Source organism: Alkalihalobacillus sp. MEB130 (assembly GCF_032335535.1).
Taxonomy (GTDB): domain Bacteria; phylum Bacillota; class Bacilli; order Bacillales; family Bacillaceae_D; genus Halalkalibacter.
The window spans coordinates 65,391-83,263 of record NZ_JAOANA010000006.1; the positions used below are offsets into that span (position 1 = coordinate 65,391).

A 17,873-nucleotide genomic window follows, 5' to 3' on the forward strand; every position below is an offset into this window, starting at 1 on the left:
TTTAGGTTCAAAAAATCGCATTGATTACCAATGCGATTTTTCCCTTACTTTATTTTTCTATATTGATTAGGGGATAAACCTATTTTCTTAGCAAAAAGTTTACGAAAGTAATCGATGTCTTTGTAACCAACTTGGTGACAAATTTCTTTAACGGACAAATTAGTAGAATAAAGCAATTCACAGCCTCGTTCAATTCGTTTATTTTGAAGATATTCATTAAATGTTTGTCCTGTATACTTTTTAAATATTCTAGAAAAATGACGTTCACTAACAGCCATTTGAGCGGCAATTTGTGCTAGAGTAATGGCTTCGCTCAAATGCTCAGTAATAAAAGAAATAGCCTCATCAATTGCAAAGGTGGAAAGTTTTGATTCAGACTGTTCAGTGTGGCGGTGTTTCATTCGAAATAACTGCAGCATTAGCTCTTGAATTTTTGATTGAAGAATAATGGAATATCCAGACTGCTTTTGTTGATATTCAGCATACATAGAGCGAATTAAGTTTAAACAAATGTCTTGTTGATCTTTTAGGTGTAGATAGGGAAAAGGTGATCTCAATATTAAACTAGACAGCCACTTGGAAATGCCATCTTCCCCCAGTCGATCTGTTTCATTAATTAAATAATCCAACTCCTGTGGATCAATTAGAACATTATAAACGGTTAGGGGATTAGGAGAGCTAGCTGAGGAAGGGCGAAGAACATGGCTGGCCCCAATAGGGATAATAAAAAGTTCTCCTTTTTTGACAGAAATAATCTCATCATTAATATAATGAAACCCTCTGCCTTCTTCGATAATCGTAATTTCAATAAAATTGTGAACGTGATGAGGATTTTCAAACCCTTCCTGCCATCTATTAATATATAAATTGAGGTTATCTTTAAAGTAAGATTGCCCAATAAACTCGCTTTGATATTTTTTCATATAGGTCCTCCTTTTTTTACAATTAATACCATTATTTAAAAGTGTAGAATGTCATTCTTGTGAAGCAGGATAAAAGGTATAATGGATACAAATCTAGTTAATTTGTCTGTTAAAAAGGATGATTTTTCATGAAACAGTTTGTACCGAAAGTGCTTAATCTTATTCGCATTCGAAAAATTAAAAACAGAGTTTTAGCTGCTTTAATCGTGCTTTCTGTTTTTCCGATTTTATTATTAGGCCTGATTTCATTTAACCTAGCAAATAAAGCATTAGTAGATAATCACATTGAAAGCAACCAGAGTCATTTAAAAACGACAAGTGAGATCTCAGATATTATCTTTCGTAATATTATTAATACGCAAAGACTAATTTTGTCAAATCGTGCCTTAAGACAAGAACTGATAGAAAGTGGACAGAGTAGTAATTCAAATAATATTATTGGATGGCAAACGTATAATCAATTACAAAATATCTTATCTAGTTATTTAGTTGATCAAAGGTACATTGATTCTGTTTGTGTTCTCGACAATTCCTTTCGCTCGGTCTGTTATGGAAGGTCTAACAACATTGAACTCTATCAGACTAACCCTACATTAATTACAGACACAGCTTGGTATCAAAGAAGTGTAGAAGCAAAAGGAAGAGAAGTGTTTATAAATCATAACGTCGTAAAAGAGAATAACGATACTTTTTCCTCTGTAAAGTTATTGTTAAATCCTGCTGAATTTAGTCGCGAACCAATTGGCCTCTTAGTGTTTAATATTAAAAAATCTATGTTTTCCAATATGATGGATGGTAGAGACAGTGAAGGGATGATTATTCTCGATTCTTCGGAAAATGAAATTAGGACCGTGTATGATTCACGTCCAGATTCTGCCCCGATCGAAGGGGGAAACGATCTGTTCACAACATTTAAAGAACTAGAAGATGATGGTTATATATTAAGTCACTATACAAATCAGACAACAGGCTGGACGTATGTATCAGCGATAAAAAATGAAGATCTTTTTAAAGATTCTATTCAGATCCGGACGGCTACCTTTTCGATAGCAGCTTTAATCACCTTATTTGTATTGGTTCTATCTTACTTCTTGTCTAGTAAAATTACGAGTCCGATCCAGCAAATAAAAAGAATGATGATTGATTGGTCTAAAGGATCAGGCAAACAGACATCAGCAAACAAAGATGAGTTTGAGCTGATTGGAGGGACTTTTAAGGAGATAACAACAGAAAATCGAAGTCTGAATGAGCAGTTGATCAGGTCTCAGCTAAAGGGGAAAGAAGCTGAACTCCGTGTATTACAAGCACAAATCAATCCGCACTTTTTATATAATACACTTGATTCTATCTACTGGATGGCAATGATTGAGAAAAATGACCAAATAGCTAGTATGGCCATTGCGCTGTCGGAAAGCTTCAAAATTAGTTTGAATCATGGGAAAGAAACGATTCCGCTTCATAGGGAATTAGAGCATATCAAGCATTATCTAACGATTCAAAATATCAGATTTAGCAACCGCTTTCACTATATGCAAGATGTTGATGCAGAGTTGATGGACAAAGAAATAATGAAATTACTACTACAGCCACTTATTGAAAACGCAATTACTCACGGGCTAGAAAGGAAAATTGGGAATGGAACTGTTAAGTTAACGGGGAGATTGGAATCTGGTACTATGATTTTTACCGTTGAAGATGACGGGGTTGGGATCGAGGACTTGGCCGTAACGGAAAAAGGGTACGGGCTACAAAATATACGAGAGCGTTTATCACTCTATTATGGGCCTACTAGTTTGTTTGCGATTACTAGTGAAGTCAACAAAGGTACCGTAGTAGAAATCCGATTGCCGAATCGTGAAGGAGGTTCGTAATGCTTAAAGCAGTTATAGCTGATGATGAATATATCGTGACTGAAGGGTTAAAAAAGATGATTAATTGGTCGCAATATGGAATTGAAGTAGCGGGAACCGCAAGTGACGGGATAGCAGCATTAGAACTATTTCAGACGTTAAAGCCAGATATTATATTTACGGATATTAGAATGCCGGGAATGGATGGCTTAGAATTGATCCAAGCAGTAATGAAAGAATCTCCTGAAACGATCTGTATTGTTTTTAGTGGGTTTAATGAATTCGAATATGTAAAAAAGGCGATTAAACTAGGTGTAGCAGATTACTTGGAAAAGCCAGTTACGATCCCTATGATCGAAGAGGCGATACAGAGAACGGTAAAACGAATCGAAGAACAAAATGAAATGACAAGCTTGAAATTAGAGCAAAAAAAATCTCAAGAAGAGTTACTTGAAAAAGCGACATTAGACTTGCTTTTACAACGCCAAGATGCTTATCAAAAGTGGCGGGAACACTTCGGTCCTGAAGCGGTCCGTATTGTTGGTGTAACGGTTATTGCTTATGCTGGAAAGGATAACATTCGTTTTAATAGTCATGATTCTTTCCGTGTTCAACGTGTGTGGGATGGTTCAAGGGATATATTTGTTGTTCTGCATTTTAATGAAAAGTTCGATCTGTTAGAGCAAGAAATCAGGGAACTGTCTAAACAGGTGGAAGGAAAAATGGGGTCAGGGCACACTTATCAAGATGTGGAATCTGTACCGAAAAGTTATAGTGATGCTCTACAAGCGTTGGAATATGGATGTTTTCTTGAGTCGGATACTTTGATTCAGTTTTCCGATATTCCGGAAAATACGATTGTTCCAGAAGAGCTTTCGAAAGATGTGAAAGATATTCTTTCTGCGATGAGGAATGGAGATGAAGATCAAACCGAACAACATCTTAATCAGTATATAGAGTGGATTGAAATGGAGAAATTCACTCGAGATATTATCGAACGAGAAATTTTGAAGGTCATCTATTTAGGGATTGAGGTTGTCAAAGAAACTGGAGGTGAGAAACCGTCAAGTTGGCTTGCAACGTATCAACCGTATATCGCAATACGCCAAGTAAGCACGAGGGTAGAAATGCTACAGTGGTTACGAGAGCAAGTGAACGTGATGATAGAATGGGTACTTAAAAACAACTCCACAAAAAAACATTCCGCTATTAACAAAGCCTTAGAATACATCAGGGCGCAATTTAATGAGGATTTGACACTCCAGCAAGTAGCTGAGAAAGTAGATATGAATCCGACTTATTTTAGTTATTTATTCAAGGAAGAGGTGGGGCAATCCTATATTAAATATCTAACGAGTTACCGACTTGAGCAAGCGAAAAGACTGCTCAAGTCTGGAGAAAAGGTATCGAGCGTTAGTGAAAAGGTAGGGTACCAAACTTATAGACATTTTTCAGAGGTCTTTAAAAAACATACAGGGGTAACACCAAGTCAGTTTAAATAACGATGTGATAAGGGAAAAGGCCTTGATACAAGGTCTTTTTGTTTTAGGATTTAATCAAACGAATAAGAACAAATAGGAAAGAATCAGAAAAAATCGGACATTATCAAAAAAATGAGGCACTTATAAAATGCGATGTCAACGCTTACAATTGAGGTAAGAACTAGCAGGAAGTTCTTAATCTAGTAAAGAGAATTGAAGGGGGAAAAAGCATGAAAACGAAGAAATGGCTATCATTAATGGTTTGTGTAATCGCTTCCTTACTAGTGATCGCTGGTTGTTCGAATAATGGATCTGAACAATCAAGTAGTGAAGAGGGCATTGAATCAGGAGGAGAAGCTAGAACGATTAAATACATGTCCAATCGAACAGAAAATGAAGGTCAGCCTCGTGTCGTATTACCAATGGGTCAAGAATATGCAGAAGAGCATAATTCAGATTTTAATATCGAATTCGAAGTAGTAGAACAAACGAATTTGACTCAAAGAATTCAGCTGTTAGCTTCTAGCAACGATTTACCGGAAATGTTTGTCTATGAATCAGCTCAACCACTTCAAGAATTAATTGATGCAGATTTAGTGGTTGATATTGAAGAAGCATTTACAGAGTTAGGAATTATGGACAAGGTTAATCCTGGTGCTGTTGATTTACTTAAACAGCTAAGTGGTGGAAAAGGCCTTTACGCAATACCAATGGAGCTAAACATTGAAGGTTTCTGGTTTAATAAGGAACTTTTTGAAGAGCACAACCTAGAAGTGCCTGAAACATGGGATGACTTATTACAAGTTAGTGAAACATTGCATGAAAATGGAATTCAACCTTTTGCTGTAGCTGGTCAAGAAAGATGGCCAATTACTCGTTATATTAATGCTTATGCTACTCGTGTATACGGTGTAGATGCAATGCAAAGAGTAAACGATGGCGAGTTATCAATCACAGATGACGGTTTTGTTGAAGCAACAACAATGGTTCAAGATATGGCACAAAAAGGGTATTTTGGTCAAGGATTCAACGCAATCGACTATCAAACAGCCAATGATATCTTCTTAAACGGTCAAGCTGCGATGCTTTATATGGGAAGCTGGGTGCTTGCTGAATTAAATGATGAAGATAGAAATAATATCGGTGGTCCAGAAAATGTTGGCTTCTTTAACGTACCAGTTGTTGAGGGTGGAGCAGGGTCTGCCGAAGATTACAATATGAACGCTGGATTAGTAACTGTTTTAGCGAAAGATAAGTTTGACGACTCAATGAAAGACTGGGTGAAGTATTTATATACAAATTATGCAGACCGTGCACTAGCGGATCACGGAATGATTAGTGGTCTAATGGCAGAAGAAATTCCTGAAGATATTAGTCCATTAACAAGACTAGTAACGGAGGAATTAAACAACGTTCAAAATGCATCACTTTGGTTCGAAGCTTATTTTGATTCAAGAAAGAATGATACTGCAGAGATCAACGCTCAGCTTCTTGCAAATGGAGATATGACACCTGAAGAGTACTTGGCTGAATTAGAATAAAGCAGAAGTACAGAAAAGAGGTGAAGGTCCAATTTTAATGGACCTTCCTTCTTTATCATCTGTGGAAAAGGAGTGGAACCATGCATAAAGTCTTACAAGATAGAAAAGCAATTCTTCTTTTTATCGGACCAGCAATGTTACTTTATTTCTTAATTCTATTAATTCCAACCTTCTGGTCAATTGGTTATTCATTCTTCGAGGGATCTCCGATAAGAGGGTTTGAATTTGTAGGATTCAGTAATTACTTAGAAGTTTTTAGCGATAGAAACTTTAAGAACAGTTTAGGTTTGAGTATTAAATATGCAGCACTCGTTACAACGGGACAAGTTGTTCTAGGGTTAGCATTAGCATTACTTTTTGTTTTTTATCTAAAAAAAGCCTCCTTTTTAGTGAGGACATTAGTGTTCTTCCCAGTTATTCTACCGGCCGTAGCTGTTGCGGAAATGTTCTCTAAACTATTTGAATACACACCTCAATTAGGGTTAATTAATAGTTTTTTAACCAGTGTTAATTTAGAAATGCTGGTTCAACCATGGCTCGCGCAAGGCGATACGGCATTTGCCGTTTTAGTTCTTATGGATATTTGGAAATCAATGGGGTTCTATGCCGTCATCTTATTTGCTGGTTTAATTGACATTCCAGAAGATATTTTAGAAGCAGCTAAATTAGATGGTGCTAAAGGATTAACGCTTGTTTACAATATTGTTCTTCCAATGATTCGACCGATCTTAATCTCCGCTGTCATCTTTAGTTTAAATGGTACATTGAAAGTCTTCGAGACAGCCGTTGCATTAACGGGCGGTGGACCAGGTAACAGTACGACGATGTTAACGATGTATATGTATGACACGTCTTTCACTTATAGTCAGTACGGTTACGGTAGTACAATCGCCGTATATCTTCTATTGCTCTGTCTAGGAGTCACTCTGTTAGTGTATCGATTCGCACGCAAGGATGTTGCTTAATGAATGGAGGGGAAAAAGATGCAAGCAAATTTAGAAAGAAATAAACAAAACACACCTACAGAAAAGCCGAAAAAGAAATTTAAATTTGGATCCGTAATTGGAATGACAATGATCTTTTTGTTTGTACTCATTTTGATCTATCCAATCATTTGGCTATTGCTATCTTCAGTAAAAACACCAAATGAAATAGCGGTTAATCCAATGTTTGCGTTACCAGAAGGTTTGTATTTTGACAACTATGTCACGGCATGGACATCTGGAAATATGAATGTGTATTTCAAAAATAGTGTGCTTACGGTATTTCCTGCTTTGTTCTTTATTATCATGTTCGGCTCAATGGCGGCTTTTGCCATCGAGAAAATGAAATGGAAATTAAAAGATAAAGTTATGCTTTTATTTTTGGCAGGGATTATGATCCCTGTACAAATCGTATTGTTACCGCTTTTCTCTATGTATTTTAACTTAGGTCTTTTAAACAACCTTTTCGGTCTAATGCTAATCTACACGGTATTTGGATTACCATTAACAATCTTCTTATTTGTTGGTTATTTCAAATCAGTACCGAATGAGTTATTAGAATCATCGATTATGGATGGTGCGAACATTTACCAATTCTTTTTCAAAATTGCGTTTCCGTTATTAAAAAATGCGATTGTGACCGTTGCATTAGTTCAGTTTTTCTTTGCTTGGAACGATTTAATTTTTGCGATGACCTTTATTAGTGATTCTAGCTTACGGACAATTCAAACTGGGTTAATAAGCTTTACGGGTGAATATGGAGCTCGCCAATGGGGACCTACGTTCGCATCGATCTCATTAGCGGTTATTCCGACATTAATTCTATACCTGTTCTTAAATAAGCTTGTTATGAAAGGTATGACTAGTGGTGCTGTTAAAGGATAGCCCATGATTGGTTACTCTCCTTATTTGTGATCTGCATGGAGAGTAACCAGTTAAAACATATAGACAGTAATTAGAGGAGGGTCTCAAATGAGATTTGGGGGGATGGTTGGAAAATTTCATGAGGTGACAGATTGGATTATCAAATTTGTTTATGTAAATATTCTCTGGATCATTTTTTCTTTGCTTGGTCTGGTTTTAGTAGGCTTTTTTCCTGCAACAACAGCGATGTTCGCCGTTGTAAGAAAGTGGATCATGGGACAGCACGATATACCTATTTTTAAAAGCTTCCTAAAAGCATTTCAAACAGAATTTAAAAAGGCGAACACCTTAGGATATATCTTAGTCATAATTGGAGCAGTTCTCTATATGGATAGTCAGATTGTCCAGCAACTAACAAATCCAATTTGGCAACTTCTTCAAATTCCGTTGTTCATAGCATTGGTGATCTTTGCTTTAATGGCTTTATATGCCATTCCTTTATTCACTCACTATCATTTGAGCTATTTATTTATCATTCGAAATGCAGTTCTTTTAGTGTTTAAACATCCGATGATGACAATCTTAATGGGGTTATCATTATACGGGCTTTATGTCATTACAATGAGCTTTCCAGCAGTGGCCGTTTTATTTGGCGGAAGCATTACTTCTTTTGTCATTATGCGCTTTTCACTTATTCTATTTGAAAAAAATGAACAGAGGCAAGAGGAACCAGTCAATGAAGAAACTGCTTTTACTAGAAACATATATAAATTGAATGAAAGCCATAAATAAATGGTTTGTTAAGGAGCGGATAGAGATGAACATACAAGTGGCAAAGGATAGAAAGATCAATCGAAATGAAGACTTTATTCAAAAAGCGGAGACGTTAAAGCCCTCTCTTAAAAGGGAAGTAACGAAACCTATTAGAATTGTAAGAGCGGTAGAGGATCATGACATTATTCACGGCTGGAAATGTATCGAGACTGAACCAGCTGCAAGCCTTGTAGACAAGGAATTTGGAAAAGGAGAAAGTTTCATCGTTGATTTTGGCAAACACCAAGTTGGCTATTTATCGATGCAGATCCGTCCTGTAGGAAGTCCGCCGGATGCACCTTTGCACATGCGGCTCACATTTGGAGAGATGCCAGTTGAAGTTTCCGTTCCCTTTTCAACATACGACGGATGGATTAGCAGCTCATGGCTTCAGGAGGAAACGCTTCATGTAGACGTACTTCCAGGAAACATCTCTTTACCAAGACGCTATAGTTTCCGTTATTTGAAAGTGGAAGTATTAGATACATCGGTAAAATACAAGGTCGCATTCGGCGAGATTACTTGTGAAACGGTTACATCAGCAGATAGTAGCCATGGAACCGAGCTTTCTCACAGTGACAGTGAGCTGCGACAAATTGATAAGATCAGCATCAAAACTTTAGAAGATTGCATGCAAGATGTATTTGAAGACGGTCCTAAAAGAGATAGGCGACTATGGCTCGGAGACCTCCGCTTACAAGCACTTGCAAACTATGAGACATTTAAAAACAATGATCTAGTGAAACGATGCTTATATCTATTTGCAGGTGTCCCAAATGACCAAGGCCAAGTTTCTGCTAATTTATTTATTGCGCCAACATTAGTACCAGATGACACATATCTATTCGACTATTCGTTATTCTTTACAACCACACTCTACGATTACTTCGAGGCAACGAATGACCTTGAAACGCTTGTGGACTTATGGCCTTTAGCTTACCGTCAAGTCGAGCTAGCGCTGGAGAGGCTAGATGAAAGAGGAATTGTTATAGACAGTGATACATGGTGGTCTTTTATCGACTGGCATGAGGAGTTAAACAAACAAGCACCGTCACAAGCAATCTTGATTTATGCACTCAAGAAAACGATTAAGTTAGCTGAGGTACTTAATGATACGAAAAAAAGTTTCCTAGAAAGGAAATTAACAGGAGTGATAAATGCTAGTATTCAACATTTATGGGATGAGGAACAGGGATTCTTTATAAGTGGAGAAAACAAGCAAGTGTCATGGGCAAGCCAGGTTTGGATGGTGCTCGCACAAGTATTAGATCATGAGGAAAACCAGAAGTTAATGAATCGAGTATTTGAAAAGAATCCACTAATCGGAATGAACACGCCTTACATGTATCATCATCTAGTAGAAGCTTTATTATTAATTGAAAATAAAGAGAAGGCGATTGAAATAATGAGAACATATTGGGGTGGGATGATTAAGGATGGAGCTGATACATTCTGGGAGCTCTATAATCCGATTGATAAAGCTTACTCTCCGTACGGAAGTTATTTAATTAATAGTTATTGTCATGCGTGGAGTTGTACACCGACTTATTTGATTAGAAAATATGAATTATAAGATATTTCTAGGTTTAATATATTGAAAAATTTGAAACAAAAAAGTTATTGCTAAGGAGGTGTCTCAAAAGGTCAAAAACATACCTTTTGAGACACTTCCTTTTTCTAATTGATCTTGACTAAATTCAGATTTTGATATAGCGCTTAATCATGAGGTGCTCCCCTAAAACTAGAATCACTTTAGGATTTCTTATTCTTTTCGAATTGTTAATATAAGTAAAAATAACAATTAGACTGCATCAATAATTTATTTTTAAAATAATTTCATTGACTAGTAAAGCGCTATCATGATACTTTTAGATTAAGCGCTTTATCAAAGGCATTTTGTGTTTAAACTTAATTAATAATGTGTTTGAATTTTAAGACGAAAGTTACTAACTATGCTAGTAAAAACTGAGAAAACAAGGAGTCGATTAAAATGAAAAAGGTAAAAGTTGGGATTGTAGGGTTAGGAAGATTAGGAAGACAGCATGCAGAAAATTTAGCTTTTCGTATTCCAGGTTGTGAATTGACGGCTGTGTGTAGCGTCATTGAATCAGAAGTAGAAGAAGTTAAAAACCAATGGAATATTCCATATGGATACACAAATTATGATGAGATGCTTGAAAATAAAGAGCTAGATGCCATTTTTATTGCTTCTCCGTCAGGCTTTCATTGTGAACAAATCAAAACAGCTCTGGCGGCTGGTTTTCATGTGTTTAGTGAGAAGCCATTAGGTCTTTATTTAGAAGAGGCGCTTGATGTACAAGAAGCGGTAAATCAGCACCCTGACCAAGTATTTATGCTAGGATTTATGCGTCGTTATGACCGCTCATACATGGCCGCGAAAGAAAAAATTGATAAAGGAGAAATTGGTGAGCCATTTATGATTCGTTGCTATGGTTTAGATCCAGCTTCTAAGATTGATAGTTTCTTAAGTTTTGCGAGAGCCAATTACAGTGGGGGCTTGTTCCTGGATATGTCGATCCATGATTTTGACTTAGCACGTTGGTATTTGGGAGCGGAAGCAAAAGAAACGTGGGCAATTGGTGGTGCCTACGCACGTCCTGAATTTGATGAATTAAATGATGCGGAAACAGGAGCAGCAATGGTTCGCTTTGACAACAATACGATGGGCATTTTTGTAGCAGGTAGAAATTGCGCACACGGATATCATATTGAAACTGAAATTATTGGGACAAAGGGCTCTCTTCGTATTGGGACGGTTCCGGAGAAAAATCAAGTTGTCATTATGAAGGAAGAAGGAGTCATTCAGGAATGTTTTGATGGCTTCTTAGAACGTTTTGAGGAAGCTTATAAAAACGAAGCAGAAGAATTTATTAATTGCATTCTTGAACAACGTAAACCAAGTGTCACTGTTGAAGATGGTGTGAAATCTACTGAGCTTGGCTATGCGTGCAAACAGTCGTATGAAAGCAAAGAACTCGTAAAAATAAATGAATTTTTAGCAGTAAACTAAGAAATTCTTATTAAATATTTTACTATTCCTCTTTGATCGCGATATAATTTTACAATCAAAGATAATGAGGGATATAAGATGAGACCTACTATATATGATGTTGCAAAAGAAGCGGGCGTCTCAATTGCGACTGTGTCAAATGTTGTTAATAATAATGGTCGTGTAGGTGAAAAGACGCGACAAAAAGTGTTGAAAACAATGAAAAAACTAGATTATTCTCCTAGTGTTGTTGCCTCTGCATTAACGGGCAAAAAAACAAAGACGATTGGCTTGCTCATTCCCGATATTTCGAATCCGTTTTTTGCTGATATTGCAAGAAGCATTGAAGATCGAGGTAATGAACTCGGTTTTAGTGTTATTATTTGTAGTACGGATAATCTTGAAGAAAAGGAAAAAAAGTATCTTTCCGTTCTTATTCGTAAGAGTGTTGATGGGATTATTCTTGCTTCTGGAGTTAGAAATCTAACTCTTTTAGAAGAGTTAATTGAAAAGAAAATTCCTGTTGCTCTTATTGCGAATGATATCCCTTCAATTCCACTCACAACGGTGACCATTGACGATTTTAAGGGAGGGTATATAGCAACAAAGCACTTACTTTCCTTGCAACATACTAACATCGCCATAATTGCCGAACATGCTTGGAGTAATATTCAGCGAATTAATGGATATCAACAAGCGTTAATGGAGGAGAATATAGAGTCGAGAGAAGAGTACTTTATTAAGACAGAGGCTACGATTGAAAGTGGGACAAAAGCGGCACTACAATTGCTGCGTTTAGAAGAACCTCCGTCCGCTATTTTTGCTTGTAATGATTTACTAGCTATTGGAGTCATTGAAGCGGCAAGAGAACTAGGATTGGATGTTCCAAACGATGTTGCTGTAGTTGGTTTTGATAATACCATTCTCTCTAGACTAACTGTGCCTAAATTGACTTCCATTTCTCAACCAATTCAAGACATGGGGAAGAAAGTGTTTGATATGCTTTTGGATAGTGAATTAACGAATCAAAAAACTCTATTTATGCCCGAGTTAGTGATAAGAGATTCTAGCGGGAAGTGAGTTAGTGTAAATTAGTATTTCAGAGAACCTGCCCTTGAAAATAAGGGGAGGTTTTTCTGCATTCTTAATGATTACACGATCAGCTACCATTCCAAGAGTGGAGATAGCGGGGGTGTTGGATTGCTTTCTAATCCCTCAATGCAAAAAACCAGGGAAACATACATTTCCCTGGTTCTAAGTTGGTTAATTCATTTCTTTACGCATTAGTGCGTACTCTTTCAACTCTGTCTGTGTTTCAACTTGTTTCGAGTGGTTAAGATAATAATAGAATACCCCCATAAACAAGCTTCCACCAATGAAATTCCCAATTGTTACGGGGATCAGGTTATGAATCGCACCACCAAAGCTAATCGTTTCAGGATGATCCAACACAAGTGAAATGGCAAAAGCACCTAAATTGGCAATGCTATGCTCGTATCCTGAAATAAAGAAACAGAAAACAAGTAGCATCATGGTAAAAATCTTCGCACCTTCTGACTTCATATTCATCGGAAGGAAGAAAGCTAAGCAAACGAGCCAATTACATAAAATTCCTCGGAAAAATAGTTCCATCCAAGGAGCATTCATTTTTCCTCCTACCACACTAAATAAAAAACTGTTGACGGAAGGATCATTAAAGAGCCCGGTAAAAAAGATAATCAAGGCAAATACAATCGCACCGATTAAGTTCCCAACATAGCTGATGCTTAACAGCTTTAGAGCACTTGACCATACCATTTTCTTACGTAAACACGTATACGTATAGTAAAACGCATTGCCAGTAAATAAGTCCCCGCCTCCAAAGGCAATGAGAATAATAGCTGCTCCGAATGTAATCGCAGCAATTGGATATGTGAATGGAGAGCCTTCTAAATAAAATAGATTTCCCGTTCTAAAAGCAACTATAACGCCAAACCCGATAAAAAGACTCGCTAAAATAGCACGAAATACGTAATGAAACGGATTTTCACTAAACGTTTTCTCTTTTTTTAGGGCTAACTGTTCTACTTGTTGCAATGCATGTTGTTCCATATGACTTCACCTTTTCTTCTACCCTTAAATAAGGATCTACTACTTATTCAATTTTTGAACTTAATTACTATAACAAAAGAATAGGCAAGGAACTAGAGGGAAAATGAAAGGTTGCGTTTTCATTTCAAAAAAAAATTATGATGACGCTTTCTTTGTTTTTGAAGGAATGTAGAGGAGTTTTATAAGTGAATTTTGCCACTATATGCTGACTAGTCAGATGAAGAAAAGTAAAAGAAAACATGTAAAAAGATTGTAACTAGGGGATTGTTTTAAGTAGGAATTAGCCACGTTACGAACCAATATTGCAAAAGACAAAGAGGCCCTATTTAGAAACACTGTTCAAACGAAAGCACTCACATTAATGAGGTTAACAAATGATGTAACAGATTATGCATACATTGATGTACCCAATCCGATGCGTTTATAAAAGCGAGAGATGTCTGGCCGTCCTATGGTCAGGCACTGTTATGTGTTGAGATGGTTATGTAGGAAGAATTCTTTTTGTGGGCGTGGATAATCATAATGGTTGAGTAGCAATAATTCTAATTGTACCGTATCATGAAAGATGCACTTTAAAGCTGAAGGTATTATAATGAGTGGATAAAAATATTAGCAGGCATTGATGGCGGTGAGGAAAAACGTGAAAAAATTAACGGTAGCAGATTTAGTAGAGAAGTTTTCATTGGAAGTATTAACGGGGGAGGATCGGTTAAACCAACCGATCACTCAATCACATGTACATCGTCCCGGATTAGAATTTGTGGGTCATTTCGATTTTTTCCCAACCGAACGAGTTCAAATATTAGGCAGAAAAGAAATTAACTATTTGCATAAGTTAAGCCATGAGGAACGAAAGGTGAGAATCGGAAATATTGTTCATTACCACCCTCCCTGTTTTATCGTCACAGCAGGTGAAAAAGGACTTACATACTTAACCCATTATTGTAAAGAAGAGGGCATTCCATTATTAGTAACAAATACAGTCGAAACAACATCTGAATTTATTATTATGTTGGATGCTTATTTGCTTAAAAACTTAGCACCACAAATTTCAATCCACGGAGTTTGTTTGAATGTATTTGGCGTTGGGATCTTATTACGTGGTCAATCAGGAATCGGAAAAAGTGAAATTGCACATACGTTAATTGGCCGGGGACACCGTCTCGTGGCTGATGATGTTGTTGTCTTAAAAAAATTAAGTCCACGAACCATACTAGGTACTCACGATGAGACAACAAAAGAATTTCTGGCCCTTCGCAGCATAGGTCTATTAAATGTCGTTCGAATGTATGGACGAAAAGTTTTTCAAGAGGAAACAAGAATTGCACTCGATATTCATTTAACAAAATGGCAAAAAGATTCGTTAAATAACGAGCTTGAACACGACAATTCCTTTACAGAATACATGGGAGTTAAGATTCCATGCATAGAAATTCAACTTCAGCCTGGCCGAGATGTAGCTGGACTAATTGAAGCAGCGGCTAACAACTGGTATTTACGACAACAAGGTTATAGCGCTGCAGAGGAATTTATGAGCAGAATTGAGGCCGATTTGTCAAATGCTAAAAATGAATAATGGTAATTAGAGAAAACGGCAGAGGATCTGCCGTTTTTGTTTATAAAGGGAGGTTGATTCCTGAAATGCAGGAGGGAGTTTGAGTTCGGGAAACAAAAGGGAGATTGATTCCTGAAATGCAGGAGGGAGCTTAGGTTCGGGAAACGAAAGGGATATTGATTCCTGAAATGCAGGGGGAAGATTGGGTTCGGGAAACGAAAGAGAGATGGATTCCTGAAATGTAGGAGGGAGATGGGGTTCGGGAAACAAAAGAGAGATTGATTCCTGAAATGCAGGAGGGAGCTTGGGTTCGGGAAACGAAAGGGAGATGGATTCCTGAAAGTAGAGAGGAAGCTTGAGTTCGGGAAACGAAAGGGAGATTGATTCCTGAAATTCAGGAGGGAGTTTGAGTTCGGGAAACAAAAGGGGGATTGATTCCTGGAATGCAGGAGGGAGTTTGAGTTCGGGAAACAAAAGAGAGATGGATTCCTGAAATGCAGGGGGAAGATTGGGTTCGGGAAACAAAAGGGAGATTGATTCCTTAATTCAGGAGGGAGTTTGAGTTCGGGAAACGAAAGGGGGATTGATTCCTGGAATGCAGGAGGGAGCTGTAGTTAGGGAACGTAAAGACGAAAGTTACGGAATAAAGAACGAGATGGACCAGATTACTTTCAAGCGAGCTGTGAATCAGTTTTATTCCTTGCTAATGTAATAGCAAGACTTCCCATACCCGATAGGTGTTAAGTTACTTGAAAGAACTTTCCAAATAATCTTCTTCGAATCAATTACCTCACACCACTCCTGGATGATGTTTGTTGTGATTTTTGTATTCGGAAAGAGGAGTTGTAACTCTGATACAGAGCGCATAACGGCTGCATCAATTCTCTCTTTATAGCCACATGTGTGACAATGGAATGTTGTTCTCATACATGATTTATAAAATGTAAGACAGCGTGGGCAGGGGATACCTTTTTGGAGCATGTTATATTCATATGGTGGTAAACGTTTATAAGATGTCTCATTTAAATGCATCGATCTTAGGTGGTTAGCTAATTTCAAATGTGTATCTTTTATTGTCGAGGGTATCTTGTTTAGCTTTGTAATAAAGCGATTAAGTTGCGCGGGGGAAACAATAGGTGAATGAAGAGGTGCTTGATATAGGTGAAATTCGGGGTTTACGAAAATAAGATAAGATTGAATGGGGAGAGAATAACCAAGTTCTTGCAGTAAACGTCGGACCAATGATTCATTTCGTTTTACTTGTAGCAACGGATTCTTTATCTCTGTTTTAGCATTTGTATACCATCTATCGCCATCTAGGTAAAAGTCACCTTCATAATTCTTGACCTCAAAAAGGTAGACTGTGTTTGAGGTAATAACCATTGAATCAATTTGGAATAAGGTGTTGCTGCATTCGAGTAACAGATCATTTAGAGCAAGCTTGTCTGTTAAATGGGGTTCTATCCACTTGTCAAATGTTCTCTCCCCTTGGTAGCCTTTTTCGAGTTTTGAGTAATAGCTTTCTTCCTTGCTTGTAAGATTTAAGCGAATACGTAAGTACTTTAGAAGCTTTAATTCTGAAGGTTCATAGCGGGGTTTGATAATCATTAAATGAATCCTCCATTCTATTTTGAGGTTGTATTCATCATAAATGTGAATGGAGAGATTGACAACACTTTTCCTCTAAACTTCTGCTTATATCTAACGTAATCGAGTACACATTAGGGCTAGATATAATATCATACTATAGCTGTCAGATAACCAAGTTAAAATAAATGCAAAAAAAGTCATGGAATGAAAGCACTGTGATAAATGCATTAATAAATCCCTATTTTATTCATACTGTGGAGAGATGAGGAGAGAATGGATGCTTAAATATATAATTTTTGACTTTGACGGAACACTAGCAGATTCCCGTAATGTTTTCATATCTGCTTGGAACAGCTTAGCGGATAAATATCAATATCAGAAAATTCAACGTGAGGAATTAAACGTTCTTAGAAAGTTGCCGATTCGCGAAAGAATTAAGCGATTGAATTTTCCTATTTTCAAAGCACCTCTCATCATTCCTGATTTCTATCGTTATTATCGGAAGTATTCAAAGGAAATCAACTTGTATCCTGGAATAAAAGAATTGCTTGATTCATTAGAAAAGAAAGGATATAACATTGCGATCATTTCCTCTAATTCTGAGGATGTGATTAAAGATGTATTAAGACGAAATCAAGTTAGAAACATTTCAACGATAATAAGTTCAAGTTTGGTTTTCGGCAAAGATAAATTGATGCGCAAATTTTTACATGATCATCGCTTAGGTGCAAGGGAAGTAATTTATGTAGGTGATGAGCAACGAGATATCTTGGCGTGCAAATCTGCTGGAGTCAAGATTATTTGGGTAAGTTGGGGTTATGATGCAAAAGAGCTTATACAGAAAGAAAAGCCCGATTACCTCGTAGATTCACCGGAAGAGATACTTGACGTTGTGTTAAGAGGATGAAAATAGGAATCTATTTTTGGTGGTAACCAGAGTCTAATTCAGGAACGTAACCATGGTTTGATTCCTGAAAAAAGGAGAGAAGGAAGGGTTCAGGAACGTAACTATGTTTTGATTCCTGAAAAAAGGAGAGAGGGAAGGATTCAGGAACGTAACTATGTTTTGATTCCTGAAAAAAGGAGAGAGGGAAGGATTCAGGAATCCTAACAAGAGTGTGATTCCTGAAAAAGGAGAGAAACTCAACCGCCTTCTGCCTCATGCTCCTTGA

General features: G+C 37.1%; 15 protein-coding genes. 11 read left to right on the top strand and 4 right to left on the bottom strand.

Annotated elements, in window-relative coordinates:
• Positions 1 to 44: 44 nt before the first annotated feature.
• A complete protein-coding gene (locus N0O92_RS07995) occupies positions 45 to 923 on the bottom strand; it encodes an AraC family transcriptional regulator (protein WP_315614148.1) in 879 nt (292 codons plus the stop codon).
• Between the two features lie 128 nt (positions 924 to 1,051).
• Between N0O92_RS07995 and N0O92_RS08000 the strand changes: the two genes are divergently transcribed.
• The 9 genes from N0O92_RS08000 to N0O92_RS08040 all read left to right on the top strand — a co-directional run bounded on the left by N0O92_RS08000 (position 1,052) and on the right by N0O92_RS08040 (position 12,545).
• Positions 1,052 to 2,794 (top strand): cache domain-containing sensor histidine kinase, encoded by a 1,743-nt coding sequence (locus N0O92_RS08000; protein ID WP_315614149.1) that lies wholly within the window; start codon positions 1,052 to 1,054, stop codon positions 2,792 to 2,794.
• Positions 2,794 to 4,275, top strand: a complete 1,482-nt coding sequence (locus N0O92_RS08005; RefSeq protein WP_315614150.1) for a response regulator transcription factor — start codon at positions 2,794 to 2,796, stop codon at positions 4,273 to 4,275. Before N0O92_RS08000 ends, N0O92_RS08005 begins: the two co-directional genes overlap by 1 nt.
• Before the next feature lie 209 nt (positions 4,276 to 4,484).
• Positions 4,485 to 5,795, top strand: a complete 1,311-nt coding sequence (locus N0O92_RS08010) for an ABC transporter substrate-binding protein (RefSeq protein WP_315614151.1) — start codon at positions 4,485 to 4,487, stop codon at positions 5,793 to 5,795.
• Between the two features lie 80 nt (positions 5,796 to 5,875).
• Positions 5,876 to 6,760, top strand: a complete 885-nt coding sequence (locus tag N0O92_RS08015; protein WP_315614152.1) for a carbohydrate ABC transporter permease — start codon at positions 5,876 to 5,878, stop codon at positions 6,758 to 6,760.
• An 18-nt stretch (positions 6,761 to 6,778) separates the two neighbouring features.
• On the top strand, positions 6,779 to 7,663 hold the full coding sequence (locus N0O92_RS08020; protein ID WP_315614153.1) for a carbohydrate ABC transporter permease: 885 nt from the start codon (positions 6,779 to 6,781) through the stop codon (positions 7,661 to 7,663).
• Positions 7,664 to 7,750: 87 nt separating this feature from the next.
• A complete protein-coding gene (locus N0O92_RS08025; protein WP_315614154.1) occupies positions 7,751 to 8,434 on the top strand; it encodes a YesL family protein in 684 nt (227 codons plus the stop codon).
• Positions 8,435 to 8,459: 25 nt separating this feature from the next.
• The gene (locus tag N0O92_RS08030) at positions 8,460 to 10,028 is read left to right on the top strand and encodes an alpha-L-rhamnosidase-related protein (RefSeq protein ID WP_315614155.1); all 1,569 of its coding nucleotides are present in this window, start codon (positions 8,460 to 8,462) and stop codon (positions 10,026 to 10,028) included.
• 417 nt (positions 10,029 to 10,445) lie between these two features.
• Positions 10,446 to 11,486 carry a Gfo/Idh/MocA family oxidoreductase gene (locus N0O92_RS08035; RefSeq protein WP_315614156.1) on the top strand — a complete coding sequence of 347 codons (1,041 nt, stop codon included), beginning with the start codon at positions 10,446 to 10,448 and terminating at the stop codon, positions 11,484 to 11,486.
• A gap of 78 nt (positions 11,487 to 11,564) precedes the next feature.
• Positions 11,565 to 12,545: a LacI family DNA-binding transcriptional regulator gene (locus N0O92_RS08040; protein ID WP_315614157.1), complete on the top strand. Its 981-nt coding sequence runs from the start codon at positions 11,565 to 11,567 to the stop codon at positions 12,543 to 12,545.
• Positions 12,546 to 12,728: 183 nt separating this feature from the next.
• Here N0O92_RS08040 and N0O92_RS08045 read toward each other — a convergent pair whose 3' ends face one another.
• Positions 12,729 to 13,556, bottom strand: a complete 828-nt coding sequence (locus N0O92_RS08045) for a formate/nitrite transporter family protein (protein ID WP_315614158.1) — start codon at positions 13,554 to 13,556, stop codon at positions 12,729 to 12,731.
• Positions 13,557 to 14,196: 640 nt separating this feature from the next.
• Here N0O92_RS08045 and hprK point away from each other — a divergent pair.
• A complete protein-coding gene (gene hprK, locus N0O92_RS08050; RefSeq protein ID WP_315614159.1) occupies positions 14,197 to 15,132 on the top strand; it encodes an HPr(Ser) kinase/phosphatase in 936 nt (311 codons plus the stop codon).
• Between the two features lie 6 nt (positions 15,133 to 15,138).
• On the opposite strand, the gene N0O92_RS08055 is transcribed toward hprK, so the two are convergent.
• Together N0O92_RS08055 and N0O92_RS08060 are read right to left on the bottom strand one after the other, a co-directional pair.
• Positions 15,139 to 15,636, bottom strand: a complete 498-nt coding sequence (locus tag N0O92_RS08055) for a hypothetical protein (protein ID WP_315614160.1) — start codon at positions 15,634 to 15,636, stop codon at positions 15,139 to 15,141.
• A gap of 168 nt (positions 15,637 to 15,804) precedes the next feature.
• Positions 15,805 to 16,719 carry a nuclease-related domain-containing protein gene (locus tag N0O92_RS08060; RefSeq protein ID WP_315614161.1) on the bottom strand — a complete coding sequence of 305 codons (915 nt, stop codon included), beginning with the start codon at positions 16,717 to 16,719 and terminating at the stop codon, positions 15,805 to 15,807.
• A 259-nt stretch (positions 16,720 to 16,978) separates the two neighbouring features.
• Here N0O92_RS08060 and N0O92_RS08065 point away from each other — a divergent pair, with 259 nt between their 5' ends.
• Entirely contained in the window at positions 16,979 to 17,608 is a 630-nt protein-coding gene (locus N0O92_RS08065) for an HAD-IA family hydrolase (RefSeq protein WP_315614162.1), read from the top strand.
• The last annotated feature ends 265 nt before the right edge of the window (positions 17,609 to 17,873 follow it).